The organism is Geodermatophilus obscurus (genome assembly GCF_900115395.1).
Lineage (GTDB): Bacteria > Actinomycetota > Actinomycetes > Mycobacteriales > Geodermatophilaceae > Geodermatophilus > Geodermatophilus obscurus_B.
In genome coordinates this window covers 106375-121382 of the sequence record NZ_FOWE01000008.1, presented here as the reverse complement: position 1 = coordinate 121382, position 15008 = coordinate 106375, and the positions used below count along the sequence as shown (strand labels likewise).

Sequence of the window (15008 nt, the reverse complement as noted above, 5' to 3'; positions counted from 1 at the left end):
ACCGTGTCGACCTCTCGCCCTGTGCGTCGTCTGCTGACAGTCGCCGTCTCGGCTGCCCTGGTCGCCGGCCTTACCGGCTGTGGCAGTGACGACGTCGCCGAGCCGACGGGCGGCGTCGCCTTCGTGGTGGGTGCCCGCAGCAACATGCCGGCACCACAGCTCGACGGCGGGGCGCTGGAGGTCCTCGACGCCGCAGTCGACGACCAGTCCCGAGTGTCGATCACGGTGGCCGACGGCGAGCCGTCGCTCGTGGAACCCGGAGCCATCGACTTGCTCATCGAGGGGGCAACGAGCCAGGCCCGGGATGCCAGCCGCGTGGAGAACCGGCAGCTCGTGCTCGACGGCCTCGTCTCCGCCCGGGCCGAAGACAAGGAGACGGACCTCCTCGGGGCGCTCGACGAGGCAGTGCGGAGTATCTCCTCAGCACCCGGCCCTCACACCGTGGTCGTGGTCGACTCGGGCCTGTCCACCGCAGGCGCTCTCGACTTCCGCGCACGGGATGTGCTGAGCGCGGATCCGAAGGCACTGGCCGATCAGCTGGCGGCTGACGACGAGCTGCCAGACCTCAAGGGCAGCACGGTCGTCTTCCAGGGGCTGGGCGACACCTTCTCCCCTCAGATGCCGCTCGGGCGGCCGCAGCGGCAGGACCTCATTGACATCTGGGCCGCGATCGCTGAGAGGGCCGGGGCCGCGGACGTCGTCGTCGAGGAATCCCGGCTGCTTGTGCCTCCGGTCGGCGTCCTCCCCAAGGTGACGCCGGTCGAGGTCCCAGACGGCGCCGCGTGCACCGTCACGTTGACCAGCGATCTGGTCCGCTTCAAGCCGGACAGCGCGGAGTTCCTTGATCGGGCTGCGACGCTCGAGGTCTTGGCGCCGCTTGCCGCGCAGCTGACACAGCCGGGCGTCTCCGCAACGCTGACCGGCACGACGGCGAGGGTCGGTGACATGGCCGGGCAGGTCGAGCTCAGCCTGAGCCGGGCTGAGGCCGTCCGGTCTCTCCTGACTGATGAGTTCGAAAGCCCATCGGACGCCATGGCAGCCATCGGACTCGGCAGTGATTTCCCGGAGTATGTCGAGGACCATGGACCTGACGGCGAACTGGACGAGGACAAGGCGGCGCAGAACCGCAGGGTCGTCGTCCAGCTCGTCGGCGGCGCTGGCCTGACCTGCGGCTGACACTCACATCAGCCCCGCGGCGACCACCCGCGTGGTCTCGGCGATCAGCGCGTCGTCGTGCTCGGCGTCCGGCTCGTCCCGGCTCGACATCACCGCCAACACGATCGGTGACCGGCCGGGTGGGATGACCACGGCGACGTCGTTGCGGGTGCCGTAGGCGCCGGTGCCGGTCTTGTCCCCGACGTCCCAGTCGTCGGGGACGCCGGCGCGGATGAGCGCGTCGCCGGTGGTGTTGCGGCGCAGCCAGTCCACGAGCTGCTCGCGGTCCTCGGGAGCGGCCGCGTCCAGGGCGTACGCCCGCAGCGACCCGGCCAGCGCCCGCGGCGTCGTCGTGTCGCGGGGATCGCCGGGGACGGCGCTGTTGAGCCCCGGCTCGTCGCGCACCACCTCGGTCACCGTGTCGCCCACCCGCTCCAGCGCCGCGTCGAGCCCCGCCGGGCCGCCGAGCTCGCGCAGCAGCAGGTTGAGCGCGCTGTTGTCGCTGAACCGGACGGCGGCGTCGCAGAGCTCGGCCAGCGTCATGCTGCCGCCCACCCGCGTCTCTGTGACCGGCGAGTACGCCGGCGCCAGGTCGGCGGCGGCGATCGGCACGGCCCGCGCCAGGTCCGCCGGCGACGTCTGCGCCAGCAGCGCCCCGGCGGCCAGCGCCTTGATCGTGCTGGCGTAGGCGAACCGCTCGTCGGCCCGGTGCTCGATCGTCGCGCCAGAGCCGGTGTCGACGGCGAACACACCCAGCCGCGCGTCGAACCGCTCCTCCAGCGTGGCGAACTCACCGGAGACGTCCGGGACGGCGGACACGGTCGCCGGCGGGGAGCTGGTGGTCACCGAGGGAGCGGCGGCCTGCGGCGACGTGCACCCTGCGAGCAGGAGGCACACGAGCAGGGCGCGGCGGGCCATCAGCCGCCCACCAGGACCGGCAGCAGGTGCTCGGCCACCAGGTCGTGCGCCGGCCGCCACCCGTCCTGCAGCCGGTCGCGGGGCGGCGGGCCGAAGGAGAACTCCGGGTCGCCGGTAGTCACCACCACCGCGTCCGCGGCCGGTACCGCGTGCACGTGCTGCCCGGCCCAGCCGCCGGCCAGCGGGCCGGCGTCGTCGATCCAGACGAGGTAGCCGTAGGGCCGCTCCTCCGGCGGGCCGCCGCGCGTGTGCGCGGTGAGCATGTCCCGCGCGAACCCCGGGTCGAGCAGCGTCCCGGACAGCCACAGCCGGCCCAGCGCCGCCAGCCCGGCGGCGTCGAGCTCCAGGTGCGCGTGCCCGGTGGGCACGCCGTCGGGGTCGCGGTGCCACCGCCACCCGGTGATGCCGAGCGGCCCGAACAGCTCCCGCTCGGCGAAGGAGGCCAGGCCGCCGGGCAGCAGCCGGTCGAGGACGGCGGCCAGCAGGTGCGCGGCGCCGTTGTCGTAGCGGAACCGCGTGCCGGGCGGCTCCAGCGCTGGCGCCGCCGCGATGCGCTCCAGCCACCCGCTGGGGAGGGCGCAGACCTCGTCGATGTCGTACGGGCCCCCGGTCTCGCAGCCGCGCGTCATCGTCAGCAGGTGCCGCACCGTCTGGCCGGGCAGCGGCAGGTCCAGCACCGGGCCCACCGGCAGGTCCAGGTCGCGCAGGTGCCCGTCCCGCGCGGCGATCCCCGCCACCGCCGCCAGCACCGACTTGGTCACCGAGAACACGTCCGCGACCGCCGGTCCCCGGTAGTGGTGGTCGAACACGACCTCCCCGCCGACGTCGACGCGCAGGTGGCTGGTGTGGGCGAAATCCGGGCGGGTGCGGATCTCCCGGTCGATCCGCTCGCAGACGGCCAGCACGCGATCGGGAAGGGGCGGCACCGGGCTGTTCTACCCGAGCCACTCCTCGACCCGGTCGAGCTGCTCGTGGGTGAGCCCCACGTGCAGGTCCGGCGCGACCACAAGCACGTGCGGATGGGCGGCCAGCCAGTTACCGGTGTCGTCGGCCTGAGCGGCGAGGTCGTCGTCGATCCACACGATCCGCCGGTCCGGCTCGGCCTCGGCGACCTCCTTCGCGGCGGTCAGCTTCCACCAGCCCGACGAGCCGCCGAACACCCCGAGGAACCCGGTCGGCGCGGCGTCGGCACGGGCGTGCGTCTTCAGCCCCCGCGGCAGGCCCATCGGCTCGGCCAGCAGCCGGTCGGCGTCGGTGGTCCAGGTTGTCAGCCACTGGATCTCCACCCGGCCCGACTCGTGCAGCTCCCGCAGCCGCGCGGTGATGCCCGGGTCCCACGACAGTCGGTAACCGTTGAACGACCCCTGCCGCCACCCCTCCGGCAGGTCCCGGCGGGGCGAGTTGAGGACGCCGTCGACGTCCAGCAGCAGGATCGGCGGGTTCCCCATGCCCACCCCCTACCCGCTCGGGCCGGGCTCAGCCGACCAGGTGGGCGACGTCCCCACCGGCGCAGACCCCGGAGGCGACCAGCGTGCCGCCGTCGGCCGAGACGGCGAGGTCCAGGGGTGCGCCGCCCTCCGAGCACAGCGGCACCTGCCGCCCCAGCTCCCCGGTGTCGACGTCGAGCGGGGCGACGGTGTGCACCTCGGCCGAGCCCAGGTTCAGCCACACCCGCCGCGAACCGGGTGCGACGTCGACCTCGGCAGCGATGAAGGGGAGCGCGTGCGACTCCTCCACCGCGCCGTCCCGGACGGTCACCAGCCGGTGGTCGGTCCCGCTGGTGCTGAGGGAGACGACGGCGGTCCCGTCGTCGAGCACCCGCAGCGCGTGCCCGTGGCCCTCGCTGCCGTCGCCGATGACGTCGACCGGCCCGCCGGCGAGCCGCAGGCCGGCGTCGTACCCCACCAGCACGGCGTCGGAGTCGCCCTCCCCGGGCACGCGGTAGGTGGTGACCAGCGCGGTCAGCCCGCCGTCCGGCCGCAGCGCCAGGTCGGCGACGTCCGCACCGCCGGGCGCCGTCACCTGCAGGTCGGCGCCCGCGGTCACCGCGCCGGTCGCGACGTCGACCGTCACCAGGCGGGTCACCTCGTCCCCGCCGACGACGTACCACCGCAGCGCGGCGTACAGGGTCCGCCCGTGGGGGGCGAGGGCAGCGGTCGCGCGGTCGGCGGTGCCCAGCTCCGGGTCGGCGGGGAGCACCCGGACCTCGGTCCGCTCCGCGCCCGGTGCGAGGACGGTGAGGGCGACGTCGAGCTGCTCGTCGTCGCCGTCCCCGACCGGAACGGAACCGACGGCGACCACCGTGCCGTCGTCGGCGACGTGCACCTCGCTGCCACCGACGTACGGCGCGCCCGCGGTCACCGTGCCGACGGTCGGTCCGTCCGCGCCGGGCACCAGCTCGACCAGGGCGCTGCCCGCCTCCCTGCCGTAGTAGGAGTCGCCGGTCAGCAGCACGAGGAACGAGCCGTCGTCGAGCGCGACGACGTCGCGGGGGGTCAGCTCGTCGTCGACGGCGGCGAGGTCGACGCTGCCGAGCAGCCCGGGGGAGGGGGCGGCCGGCGCCGTGGCGGTGCCGGCGACGGCGGACGTGCAGCCGGTCAGCACGAGGACGGCGGCGGCGAGGACGGAGGAACGCATGACGGGCTCCGTCAGCCGACGAGGACGGCGAGGTCGCGGGCGGTGCGGTCGTCGGTGCAGAGGGCGCCGGCGAGCACGGTGCGGCCGTCCGCGGCGGGCGCGAGGCCCACCGGGTAGCCGTCGGCGCACAGCGGCACGTCGGCGACGGTCCCGCCGGTCCCCAGGTCGACCGTGGCGACGGCGGGCCCACGGCCCTGGGACCCGGAGGTCACGTAGACGTGCTCCCCGCCCGGTGCGACGGCGAGGTCGATGCCGGCGGGGCCGGTCAGTTTCGCGGTGACCGCCACCGCGCCGTCCCGGACGGTCACCAGCAGCGCCCGGCCGGTGTCGAGGTCCCCCTCCAGGACGGAGGCCAGCACGGCGCCGTCGGGCAGCACCTCCAGCGCGTAGCCGCGGCTCTCCTCCGCCCCGACCAGCTCGACCGGGTCCCCGAGCGGCCGCAGGCCGGCGTCGTACTGCGCCAGGACGACGCCCTCGACCTCGCCCTCGACGTCGCGGTCGGCGCCCACCAGCGCCGCCAGCCCGCCGTCCGGGTGCAGCGCGAGGGCGCGCACGACGGCCTGCCCCGGCGTCGGGACGCCCAGCTCGCCGGTCGCGCGGACCTCCCCGCTGGCGACGTCGACCTCTGCCAGCCGGTTGACCGTGCCGTCGCCGACGGTCCACCGCAGGCTCGCGTACAGCGTCGCGCCGTCGGGGGACAGGACGCCGGTGCCGAGGTCGGGCGTGCCCAGCTCGGCGTCGGGGGCGATGCGCACCAGCTCCGGCTCCCCGGCTCCGGGCGCGAGGACGGCCAGCGCCAGGTCCTGCTCGCGGCCGCCGTCGCCGCTGCCCGGGTCGCCGGCCTCCGGCAGCACGGGGGCGAGGGCGACGACGGTGCCGTCGTCGGCCACGTGCACCTCGCCGGTGTCGGCGAACGCGGGGCCCTCGGTCACGGTGCCCACGGTCAGGCCGCCGTCGTCGGGGACGAGCTCGACGAGCACGCCGCGGTGGTTCGAGCCGAGGTCGCCGGTCAGCAGGACGACGAAGCGGCCGTCGGCGGTCGGGGCGACGTCGGCGATGCGCACCTGCCCCTCCACCCCGGCGTCGGCCTCGACGGTGGCGAGCGCCTCGGTGAGCGGGCCGGCGCTGCTCGCCAGGACCGGGCCGGCGTCCCCGACGACGGACGACGAGCAGGCCGCGGTGAGCAGGGCGGTGGCGACGAGGACGGGGGCCGGGCGCATGGGAGGCACCCTCGGTTCCGCCGCTTGCCGGGCACTTGCGGGCGACGTGCGGTCCTCAGCCGGCGAGGAGGAAGGCGCGGACGTGCGGGACGCCGTCCTCGTAGCAGGCCGCGGTGACGACCACCGCCCGCCCGTCGGCGGAGACGGCGTTCTCGTACGCGGTGCCGTTCGGGCAGAGGAACACGTCGTCGACCACCGTCCCGCTCGCGAGGTCGACCGTCGCCGTCGCGGCGACGTCCTCGCCGCGCTCAGCGTCGCCGTGGTAGGTGAGGAACGCCCGGTCCCCGGCGGGGGAGACGGCCATCCCCAGGGCCGTGCCCGGCAGGTCGGCGGTCACCTGCACTGCGCCGTCCCGGACGGTGACCAGCCGCGTGTCGTCGTCCTCGCCTCCGTCGTCCACCCCCACCGAGACCGTCGCGACGAGGGTCCCGTCGGGCAGCGGGACCAGCGCGTAGCCGGCGTTCGGCTCGTCCGGGACCAGCTCCACGGGCGCCCCGACCGGCCGCAGGTCCGCGTCGAGCCGCACGACGAGGGTGTGGTCGACCGTCCGCTCGGCGTCGCGGTGGGCGGTCACCAGCACCGCGACCCCGCCGTCGGGGAGAAGCGTCACGTCGTAGGCGCACGCCAGCCCGGGCGTCTCCACGCCCAGCGGCGCGGTGGCGGTGATCTCGCCGGTGGCGACGTCGACGGTGGCCAGCCGGGTGACCGTCTCGCCGTCGACGGTCCAGCGCAGGGCTGCGTACACCGTCGCGCCGTCGGCGGAGAGGACGCCGCTGCCGGTCTCGGGCGGGCCCAGCTCCGGGTCGGCCCCGACGGCGCGCACCTCCGCCTGGGTGCCGCCGAGCGGCAGGACGGCGAGCACGAGGTCCGGCCCGTCGGAGAGGTCGCCGCTGGGGTCGCCGGCCTCGGGCGGGACGGTGCCGAGGGTGACGACCGAGCCGTCGGGTGCCAGGAGCAGCTCGCCCGGGTGGTCGACGAGCGGGGCCTCGGCCACCGCACTGGCGGTCAGGCCGCCGTCGGCGGGGGTCAGCCGCACGACGGTGGTGCGGGCGTGGGAGCCGGGGTCGGCGACGAGGAGGGCGAGGAAGCCGCCGTCGGGCGTCGCCGCGACGTCGGCCAGGCGCAGGAGGTCGCCGGTGTGCAGGTCGACCGCTGCAGGGGCGGGGACGTACTCGGTGGGCGGTGTGGTGACGGGCGGACCCGCCGCCGAGGTGGCGGTGCCGGTGACCGTGGACGCGCAGCCGGCCGCGAGGACGGCGGTGCCGAGGAAGGCGGCGGCGAGCCGGGACTAGCGCATGGCAGGAGCTCCTGGGTGCGGGGGAGCGCCGGATCCGGCGGCTCCTGCTCGCACTGTGGGCGGCTCCTCTTGACCCCCACCTGGACCCGACGAGGACCACCGTCCGCGTGATGCCGCCGTTCCGGAACGGCGACGCGCCAGGTCGTCCGGACGTCGCCTCGTCCACGGCCCGGGGCACGACAGCCAGGGCCGGGTCCGGAGGCGGCTACTCCCCGGGGACGACGACGGCGCGGCCGCGCACCTCGCCGGCGTGCAGCCGGCGGTAGGCCTCGACCGCCTGGTCCATGCCGTACCGCTCGACCTCCACGTGCACCGCCCCGGTGCGCGCCAGGTCGAGCACCTCCATGAACTCGGTGCGCGTGCCCCAGTACGGCGCCCGCACCGACGCCCCGAACGGGGTGGAGAAGAAACCGGTCGGCAGCACGCCGCCGCCGATCCCGACGATCTGCACGACGCCGTCGAGCGCGACGGTCCGCCGGGAGATCTCCAAGGTGGGCGGGGCGCCGACGAAGTCGAACACCGCCTGGGCGCCCACCCCGCCGGTCATCGACCGGATCGCCTCCACGGCCGACTCATCCGACCGCAGCACCTCGTGCGCGCCCACCTCGCGCGCCAGGTCCAGCTTTTCGTCGCTGATGTCGAGCGCGACCACCCGCGCCCCGGTGATCGCGCGCAGCACCTGGATGCCCACGTGCCCGAGGCCGCCGGCACCGATGACGACGGCGGTGCTCCCGGCCGGCAGTGCGTCCAGACTGGACACGATCGCGTGGTAGGGCGTCAGCCCGGCGTCGGTCAGCGACACGCTGGCCACCGGGTCGAGGTCGCCGAGCGGTACCAGGTGCCGGACGTCGTCGACGATCAGGTACTCGGCCAGCGCGCCCGGCGCCCCGAGCCCGGGCGGCGCGATGCCCAGCCCGGCCGCCCGCGGGCAGTAGTTCTCCGCACCCCGGGCGCAGGCGTGGCACAGCCCGCACCCCCACGGGCCGTAGACGGCGACCGCATCGCCCACGGCCACGCCGGAGACCCCGTCGCCCAGCGCGTCGACCACACCGGCGCCCTCGTGCCCGAGGGTGAGCGGCAGCCCGTAGGCGTACTGCTCCTCGGGCAGGTCCATGACGAACCAGTCGGAGTGGCACAGGCCGGCCGCGGTCACCCGCAGCCGGACCTCCCCCGGCCCGGGCTCCGGCGTCGGGACGTCCACCACCTCGGGGCCGCTGCCGATGGTCCGGTACTGCACTGCGCGCATGGGGCGTCCTCTGCCTCGTGTCCGGGTCGACCACCGCTCGTCCTACCCGGCCGGGCACACCGCCACCACCTGCAACGTGCCTGCGATGCTGCTAATCTGCATGCATGCCCGTGTCGATGACCATCCGCGACGTCCCCGACGAGACGCGCGACGAGCTCGCGGCCCGGGCCGCACGGGCCGGGCAGTCGTTGCAGGAGTACGTCCGGGCCCGGCTCACCGAGCTGGCGAGCCGGCCGAGCCCCGAGGACCTGTGGGACCGCGTGCAGCACCGGGTCCGTGCCACGGGCACCCGGCTCCCGGCGGCGGAGATCCTGGAGCTGCGCGAGCACGACCGGACGTGACGATCGTCGTCGACTCCTCCGCGGTGGTCGCCGCACTCGTCGACGACGGGTCCGACGGGACGTGGGCCCGGGCCGGCATGCGGGTGAACGACCTGGCGGCGCCGGCTCACGTCTTCGTCGAGGTGTCGAACGTGCTCCGGCGTGCGGTCCTCGCCGGGCGTCTCGGCCGCGACGCCGCAGCGCTGGCCATCCGCGACCTCGTCCAGCTGCCACTGACGACTTTCCCCTTCGAGCCGCTGGGCGACCGTGTGTGGAAGCTGCACCCTGCTGTCACCGCCTACGACGCCGCCTTCGTGGCGCTGGCCGAGGAGCTGGCCGCGCCGCTGTGGACCCTCGACCGCCGGCTCGCCGCCGCGTCGGGTCCACGGTGCTCGTTCCGCACACCGGAGGGGTGACCGAGGACGGGTCGTCGGCCCGGATACGACGGAGGCCGCCCCGCCGCGACGGGACGGCCCCGTCAGGAGTGCGTCAGAGCTCGGTGACGGTGATCTCGTCGTCCTCGCCATACTGGGCTGCGCTCGCGAGGACGAAGTCGATGACCGCCCTTTGGTCCACCCGGTAGCCGAAGCCCGTACCGGCGCAGGCGCCGTTCATCACGAACGAGTTCACCGCGGTCACCGTGTCGCCGACGAGCACCGGGCCGCCGGAGTCGCCGAAGCACGTGCCGCCGCGGCCGTTGCCCGGGTTGGTCGACAGCTTCACGTTGTAGCCGCCGGCGTTGGTGCCGTCCAGGCCGATGATGAAGCTCTCAGCGGTGAGCCGCTCCCGGTAGGCGACCTGCTCGGTCTGGCTGCCGTTGCTCTCCTGCACGCCGTAGCCCGACACCGTCGTCGTGGCCGAGTTCCCCGGGTTGTCGGCCTTGTAGTCGTCGAGCGCGCCGACGTCGGCCAGCGAGGCGTACCGCTCGATGTCGTAGACGTCCTCCACCGACTGGTCGAGCACGAGCACGCCGGCGTCCTTGGACTCGGGGATCTCGTCGAGGCCCCGGTAGCCGTAGTCGTAGATCGCCGTCGAGACGACGCCGCCCGTCGTCGGGTAGCCCGGTGCCTTCGCGGCCACGTCCTGTCTGAAGTCGTGTCGGGCGTGGGGCGGATGTGACGAGACCGACCGCTCCGACGTCCTGACGGACGGCACGACTGCCGATGGGGCAGTGAGCGGCGGTTCGACCCCCGTCGCCGGGGAGTGCTCTGCGCATGGCTGGACGACGACGGCTCCAGGACCGCCTCGCGGTCCTCGGTGGCGCGCGGCCCGACCTGCTCGAGGCGGCGCCCGGCGCGCGGCCGCGCTTCGCCGCGCTCGGCGGCGTCCTGCTCAGCACCGGCGGCCTCGCCGTCGCGTCGGCGGCGTTCGCGCTGCACATGGCGCTCGGCGTCTGGTGGCCGTTCGCGCTCGTCCTCGGCCTGGGCTGGGGCGCCGTCGTGGTCAACCTCGACCGGATGCTGCTGGTCGGCATGGCGCACGACGCCTCGCTCAAGCGCAACCTCGCCCTCGCCGTCCCGCGGGTCGGGCTGGCGCTGGTGCTGGGCGTCGTCGTCGCGACCCCGCTGACGCTGCAGGTGTTCCACAAGGAGATCGACGCCGAGATCACCGTCATGCAGGCCGAGGCCGCCGACGCCTACCGGCAGTCGCTCGAGGCCGACGCGCGCTTCGCCGGCCTGGCGGAGCTGCAGGAGCGGGTCGCGCTCAACCAGGACGTCGTCGCGACCGGCGGGCAGGCCGACCCCGCGCTGCTCGCCGTGCAGGCCGAGCTGACCGCCAGGCAGGCCGCCTACGACGCCGCCCTCGCCACCCAGCGCGAGCTCGAGGCGCGCGCCCAGTGCGAGCTCGACGGCACCTGTGGCACCGGCGACGCCGGCACCGGCGAGGCCTACGTGCAGGCCCGCGCCGCCGCGGACGCGCAGGCCGCCGTCGTCGCCTCGGCCCGCGGCGAGCTAGACGACGCGACCGACGCCGCTGCCGGTGCCGAGTCGCGCAGTGCCGACCTCGCTGCCGCCGCGCTGGCCACCGACCAGGCCGAGCTGACCCGGCTGACCGGCGAGCTGGACCGGCTGCAGTCGGCGTTCGACGCCACCAACGAGGGCTCCGGCGGCATCCTGCTGCGGCTGGAGGCGCTCGACCGGCTCAGCGACCGCAACGCCACGCTGGCTCTGGCCAAGGCCATGCTCTCGCTGCTGTTCATGTGCGTGGAGATCCTCCCCGTCCTCATGAAGGTGCTGCTCAACTTCGGTCCGCCGACCGTGTACGACGAGCTCGCGGCGCTGCGCGACCGCGGCGACGTCGAGATCGAGGAGCTGCAGCAGCAGTCGCGGCGCACCGTGGCCGAGGCGAAGGAGGAGCTGCTGGTGATGGCCGAGCAGGAGCGCCTTGACCGGCAGAAGGCCGTCATCCGCGCCCGCCACCTCGCCGCCATGGCGCAGGTCCAGATGCAGGCCGAGGAGGCCGCCCGCCCGGCGCCGCAGCCGGCGCCCGCCGTCGAGGAGCCCGCGCAGAAGCTCTGGGACACCGGCCCGATCCGCCTGGCCCGCACGGCCGCCCGCACCATCCGGCCCTCGCGCCGGCTGGGCAACCGCGTCGCCGCCGGGGTCTGACGGCATGACGACGACGTGGGGTCCGCTGCCGCAGGCCGCGATCCTCAGCGGCGACGAGCCGATCGACGGCGCCGACGCGAGGCTGGGGGACTTCTGGGCCTGGGCGTACTCCGACCTGCGCGCCAACACGGTCCGCCCGATGCTCGCCGAGTACCTCGTCGCCCGGGCGGTGGGTGCCGACCGGCGGCCGCGGGTCGAGTGGGACAGCCACGACGTCCTGACCCCCGAGGGACTGCGCCTCGAGGTCAAGTCGGGCGCCTACCTGCAGGCGTGGGAGCAGGCCCGGCTCTCGTCGATCACCTTCGGCGGCCTGCGTGCGCGCACCTGGTCGGCGACCGACGGCTACAGCGAGGCGGGCTCGTACAACGCCGACGGGTACGTCTTCGCGGTCCAGACGGCGACCGAGCACGCCGCCTACGACGCCCTCGACCTGGACCAGTGGTCCTTCTGGGTGCTGCCGGCGGCCAGGGTCGCGGCGACCGGACAGCGCAGCATCCGGCTGTCCGTCGTCGAGGAGATGGCCGGCCCGCTGGTGCGGTACGCGGATCTGGCTCAGCGCATCCGCGAGGTCGTCGTCCCCGCGGCCTGACTCACTCGAAGCGGTCCTCGTCCAGGGTCGGTGGCTCGGGTACCAGCCCGTCCCAGTCGTCGGGCGGCATGTCCAGGCGCCGGCGGACCCGCCGTCGGGCAGTCAGCAGGAAGGCCGCACCGGTCGCCGCGTCGAGCGCTTCCGGCTCGTCGGCGTCGTCGACGTCACCCAGGGCCACCCGCGCCCCCAAGGTCAGCCACCGGTGGGCCTCCCGCAGGTCGCCGTGGATCTCGTGGTCCTCGCCGATGAAGAGGTAGACGTCTGCGTCGGCCGGGCGCTCACGGCGGATGCCGTCGGCCAGCTCGCGGGCGGCATCGGTGTCGCCGATCGCCAGCAGGCCGTGGTGCAGGTAGCAGCGGACGTCGGGCACGACAGGTTCGCCGGTCGCGACGGCCCGGCGGAACAGCCGCACGGCCTCATGGGTGTCGCCGATGCGGGCGAGCCCCTCTCCGGCGCAGACCAGCAACTCCGCGGCGTTGACCTCGTCGCCGGCACGGGTGCCCTCCGCCGCCCACGTCTCCAACTGGCGCGACACGGCACGGCTCTGCTCGGGCGTCTGGCGGAGGGCGTAGGCGGCATCGAGATCGTCCTGCGTGCGCGGCCTCCGCATGGCCCGACCGTATTCCCGGCTCGGCTCCCACGGCAGTGCCTCGGTGCGACGCGAGCGGCGGAGCGATGTGCGTCGGCGGCGCATCCGTGGCGGCGGATGCGCCGCCGACGCACATCACCCCTGGGTTGCCGGCTCAGCCGCCGACCCAGGGGCTCGTCCACTGCAGAACGGCCTCGGTCAGTGCCTCGGTCCGGAAGTGCGTGAACTGCTGGTACTCGGGGTCGGCGACCATGCGGCTCGACGCCTCGCGTAAGGGATAGCGGACGGGCAGCACCGCGTCCCACTCCTGCCCCGGCTCGGCGACGAGCGGGGCGTGGCCGTCGCCGGCGTAGAGGACCTCGCCGCCGTACCGGGGCAGGAAGTCTCCGAGAGGGCCTTCGAGTACCGCGCGTAGGACTCGCGGCCGCCCTCGGCGAACCGGAGCAGGTTCAGCATCACCACGGGACCGCCCGGGTCCTCCTGGAGGAAGCGCTTGAGGTCGACACCACGGGGATCCACGGCCATGCGGGGACGCTGACGACGCGGGTGGCGCGTCGGCGTCCGGCCAGGCTCACCCGGGGTGCGGTGGCGCTGTCGCCTCCTCGACCGACATCCCTCCCCACGCACCCGCCGGCAGGGCTGCTCAGGCGCGCGACCACCCGTGCTCGAGGCCCGCCGGACGTCGCCTCCGGGCGTCCGCGAGCCACACGAGGGGTCGACTAGACACTCCAGTCGACGTAGTCGGCGAAGTGCGTGGCGGCGCCGTCGGACATGCGCCAGACGTGCGCGCACGGCGCGTCGAGGACACGGCCCTCGCTGTCCCTGCCGACGAAGCGGCCGGTCACCACGATGCGGTCACCGGCTTCCAGGAACTCGTCCGTCTCGAGGCCCACCACACCAGGGCCTCCCCAGTACTGCGCGAACTGGGTCCAGACGTCGTTCACGACGCTGTCGGGACCGTGCCAGGTCCCGCTGTACGGCATGCCCCGACCGTGCTCCACCCACTCGACATCGGGGGCCAGGATCTTGCTGGCGACAGCGAAGTCCCCCCGGCTGAACGCCTCGTAGGCGTCCCGAAGCGCGGCCACATCCGATCCAGACATCGCAGCATCCCCTTCCGGCGGCGTGATCGACCTGCACTCTCCAGAGGCACCCGCCTTCGGCAACCGCTACCGGGGGACGTCGCGTGGATCGGGGGCCCTGCCTGTCGGCAGTCCAGGCTCGCGACCGCCCTCCTGCACATCCCCCGGCGATGCCGTGCGCCATGGCTCCGTGGGCGCGAAGCTAGTGACGGTCCCGTCCGTCGAGTAGGGGCCGAGGTCCTCGGTGCGCCTCGCTGACCGTCAGCGCAACAGAGGGCTCGTTGCAGAGCTGGAGCGTCAGCGCATCGCTGCAGACGCAGTCGAGTGGCACCTCCCGAGACCGCCGCTCGCCACCGCCGTCAGGTCGCGCGGAAGAGCGCGTACCGCTGTCGCAGACGGTCAGGGTCAGGGCGTTCCGTGCGGGCGGTCGGGATGGTCATCAGCGGGCGGCCATGGTGGTCCTGCAACCCGTGGCGCAGCATCGGGCCGTCGATCTCCTCCAGCAGTCGGTGGTGGATCTCGACCGTGTAGTCGGGCCGGATGCCGAGGATGTGTCGGTCGTACGCGGCGTGGTGGATCTTGCACAGCGCCAGGCCGTTGGTGACGACGGCGGCACCAGCCTCGTCGGCGTCCGGGGTGATGTGTGCAGCGTCGAGCAGCTCCCGGTGCCCGAGGGAGCACACCGCGCACCGCGTGCTGTACGCCTGCATGACCTGGTAGGCGAAGACCGGTTGGTGGAGGCGGCGCCGGGTCGTCGTCAGCAGGTAACGGCGGAGGGCCTCCTCGAAGCGGCTCTCGGTCGGCCACAGCCGGCGCTGCTCCTCGGTGACCGCCATGACGAACTGCGACAGCTCGTGCTCCTCGGCCATGAGGTAGACGGGGAAGATCGCCTGGTACACGCTCGGTGCCAGGCCGTAGAACCAGATGAGCGGCGTCTGCTTGGCCATCGCCGCACGCAGGCCGTCGTTCTCGGCGGCGCCGCGGGCGTCCCGCCGGAGCTTGTAGCGGTGGTACCCGTCGGGACCCTCGGCGTCGTCGTACACGGGGCCGCGGGAACCTTTGGGCACCGCCGTCAGGATGCTCAGCGCCGTCGACCAGCCCCGTGGTCGTCGGATGCCGCGCCCGGCGTCGACCAAGGGGAAGCGGACACCTTCGACGGAGAAGTCGTTGGTCAACTGGTCGCGGGTCACCGTGACAGTGCCGTCGAAGGTGACTTCAGTGAGCCACTGGAGCGCCGCGGCCCGCACGTGCTCCTCGGGGACGGCGTCACTCACACCAGCAGACTGCATCGTCCTGCGTGCCGGCGCAGTGCGACGCCTCGGTGACGGAGAGCGGTCGGGTCGCCA

General features: G+C 74.4%; 16 protein-coding genes. 5 read left to right on the top strand and 11 right to left on the bottom strand.

Going from position 1 to position 15008, the window contains the following annotated elements; genetic code table 11:
• Nucleotides 1-21 precede the first annotated feature (21 nt).
• Entirely contained in the window at nt 22-1176 is a 1155-nt protein-coding gene (locus BM165_RS16715) for an OmpA family protein (RefSeq protein ID WP_075014678.1), read from the top strand.
• Nucleotides 1177-1179: 3 nt separating this feature from the next.
• Here BM165_RS16715 and bla read toward each other — a convergent pair whose 3' ends face one another.
• The 7 genes from bla to BM165_RS16675 all read right to left on the bottom strand — a co-directional run bounded on the left by bla (nt 1180) and on the right by BM165_RS16675 (nt 8473).
• A complete protein-coding gene (gene bla / locus BM165_RS16710) occupies nt 1180-2073 on the bottom strand; it encodes a class A beta-lactamase (RefSeq protein WP_075014677.1) in 894 nt (297 codons plus the stop codon).
• Complete coding sequence (locus tag BM165_RS16705; RefSeq protein WP_083427436.1) at nt 2073-2999, bottom strand: serine hydrolase domain-containing protein; 927 nt, start codon at nt 2997-2999, stop codon at nt 2073-2075. Before BM165_RS16705 ends, bla begins: the two co-directional genes overlap by 1 nt.
• Before the next feature lie 9 nt (nt 3000-3008).
• Nucleotides 3009-3521 carry an HAD domain-containing protein gene (locus tag BM165_RS16700; protein ID WP_075014675.1) on the bottom strand — a complete coding sequence of 171 codons (513 nt, stop codon included), beginning with the start codon at nt 3519-3521 and terminating at the stop codon, nt 3009-3011.
• A 28-nt stretch (nt 3522-3549) separates the two neighbouring features.
• Nucleotides 3550-4710, bottom strand: coding sequence for a TrbG/VirB9 family P-type conjugative transfer protein (locus BM165_RS16695; RefSeq protein WP_075014674.1), 1161 nt, complete (start codon nt 4708-4710; stop codon nt 3550-3552).
• Nucleotides 4711-4721: 11 nt separating this feature from the next.
• A complete protein-coding gene (locus BM165_RS16690; RefSeq protein WP_075014673.1) occupies nt 4722-5930 on the bottom strand; it encodes a hypothetical protein in 1209 nt (402 codons plus the stop codon).
• Between the two features lie 55 nt (nt 5931-5985).
• On the bottom strand, nt 5986-6966 hold the full coding sequence (locus BM165_RS16685) for a hypothetical protein (protein WP_075014672.1): 981 nt from the start codon (nt 6964-6966) through the stop codon (nt 5986-5988).
• A gap of 466 nt (nt 6967-7432) precedes the next feature.
• Nucleotides 7433-8473, bottom strand: a complete 1041-nt coding sequence (locus BM165_RS16675; RefSeq protein ID WP_075014670.1) for an NAD(P)-dependent alcohol dehydrogenase — start codon at nt 8471-8473, stop codon at nt 7433-7435.
• A gap of 104 nt (nt 8474-8577) precedes the next feature.
• Here BM165_RS16675 and BM165_RS16670 point away from each other — a divergent pair, with 104 nt between their 5' ends.
• Together BM165_RS16670 and BM165_RS16665 are read left to right on the top strand one after the other, a co-directional pair.
• Complete coding sequence (locus BM165_RS16670) at nt 8578-8814, top strand: FitA-like ribbon-helix-helix domain-containing protein (RefSeq protein ID WP_075014669.1); 237 nt, start codon at nt 8578-8580, stop codon at nt 8812-8814.
• On the top strand, nt 8811-9209 hold the full coding sequence (locus BM165_RS16665) for a type II toxin-antitoxin system VapC family toxin (RefSeq protein ID WP_075014668.1): 399 nt from the start codon (nt 8811-8813) through the stop codon (nt 9207-9209). Before BM165_RS16670 ends, BM165_RS16665 begins: the two co-directional genes overlap by 4 nt.
• 73 nt (nt 9210-9282) lie before the next feature.
• On the opposite strand, the gene BM165_RS16660 is transcribed toward BM165_RS16665, so the two are convergent.
• On the bottom strand, nt 9283-9873 hold the full coding sequence (locus BM165_RS16660; protein WP_075014667.1) for a trypsin-like serine protease: 591 nt from the start codon (nt 9871-9873) through the stop codon (nt 9283-9285).
• Between the two features lie 134 nt (nt 9874-10007).
• Here BM165_RS16660 and BM165_RS16655 point away from each other — a divergent pair, with 134 nt between their 5' ends.
• Nucleotides 10008-11402, top strand: a complete 1395-nt coding sequence (locus tag BM165_RS16655; protein ID WP_075014666.1) for a DUF4407 domain-containing protein — start codon at nt 10008-10010, stop codon at nt 11400-11402.
• Nucleotides 11403-11406: 4 nt separating this feature from the next.
• Entirely contained in the window at nt 11407-11991 is a 585-nt protein-coding gene (locus BM165_RS16650) for a hypothetical protein (RefSeq protein ID WP_083427434.1), read from the top strand.
• Between the two features lies 1 nt (nt 11992).
• Here the strand turns inward: BM165_RS16650 and BM165_RS16645 are convergent, their stop codons facing one another.
• The 3 genes from BM165_RS16645 to BM165_RS24860 form a co-directional block, all read right to left on the bottom strand.
• Nucleotides 11993-12601: a tetratricopeptide repeat protein gene (locus tag BM165_RS16645; protein ID WP_075014665.1), complete on the bottom strand. Its 609-nt coding sequence runs from the start codon at nt 12599-12601 to the stop codon at nt 11993-11995.
• A gap of 698 nt (nt 12602-13299) precedes the next feature.
• Nucleotides 13300-13683 carry a nuclear transport factor 2 family protein gene (locus BM165_RS16635; RefSeq protein WP_083427433.1) on the bottom strand — a complete coding sequence of 128 codons (384 nt, stop codon included), beginning with the start codon at nt 13681-13683 and terminating at the stop codon, nt 13300-13302.
• 338 nt (nt 13684-14021) lie between these two features.
• Nucleotides 14022-14936, bottom strand: coding sequence for an HNH endonuclease (locus BM165_RS24860; protein WP_208976778.1), 915 nt, complete (start codon nt 14934-14936; stop codon nt 14022-14024).
• Nucleotides 14937-15008: the final 72 nt, after the last annotated feature.

Coding starts and splice junctions, on each gene's coding strand:
- bla (WP_075014677.1), bottom strand. CDS start 2,073: ATGGCCCGCCGCGCCCTGCTCGTGTGCCTCCTGCTCGCAGGGTGCACG.
- BM165_RS16700 (WP_075014675.1), bottom strand. CDS start 3,521: ATGGGGAACCCGCCGATCCTGCTGCTGGACGTCGACGGCGTCCTCAAC.
- BM165_RS16695 (WP_075014674.1), bottom strand. CDS start 4,710: ATGCGTTCCTCCGTCCTCGCCGCCGCCGTCCTCGTGCTGACCGGCTGC.
- BM165_RS16690 (WP_075014673.1), bottom strand. CDS start 5,930: ATGCGCCCGGCCCCCGTCCTCGTCGCCACCGCCCTGCTCACCGCGGCC.
- BM165_RS16675 (WP_075014670.1), bottom strand. CDS start 8,473: ATGCGCGCAGTGCAGTACCGGACCATCGGCAGCGGCCCCGAGGTGGTG.
- BM165_RS16670 (WP_075014669.1), top strand. CDS start 8,578: ATGCCCGTGTCGATGACCATCCGCGACGTCCCCGACGAGACGCGCGAC.
- BM165_RS16655 (WP_075014666.1), top strand. CDS start 10,008: ATGGCTGGACGACGACGGCTCCAGGACCGCCTCGCGGTCCTCGGTGGC.
- BM165_RS16650 (WP_083427434.1), top strand. CDS start 11,407: ATGACGACGACGTGGGGTCCGCTGCCGCAGGCCGCGATCCTCAGCGGC.
- BM165_RS16645 (WP_075014665.1), bottom strand. CDS start 12,601: ATGCGGAGGCCGCGCACGCAGGACGATCTCGATGCCGCCTACGCCCTC.
- BM165_RS16635 (WP_083427433.1), bottom strand. CDS start 13,683: ATGTCTGGATCGGATGTGGCCGCGCTTCGGGACGCCTACGAGGCGTTC.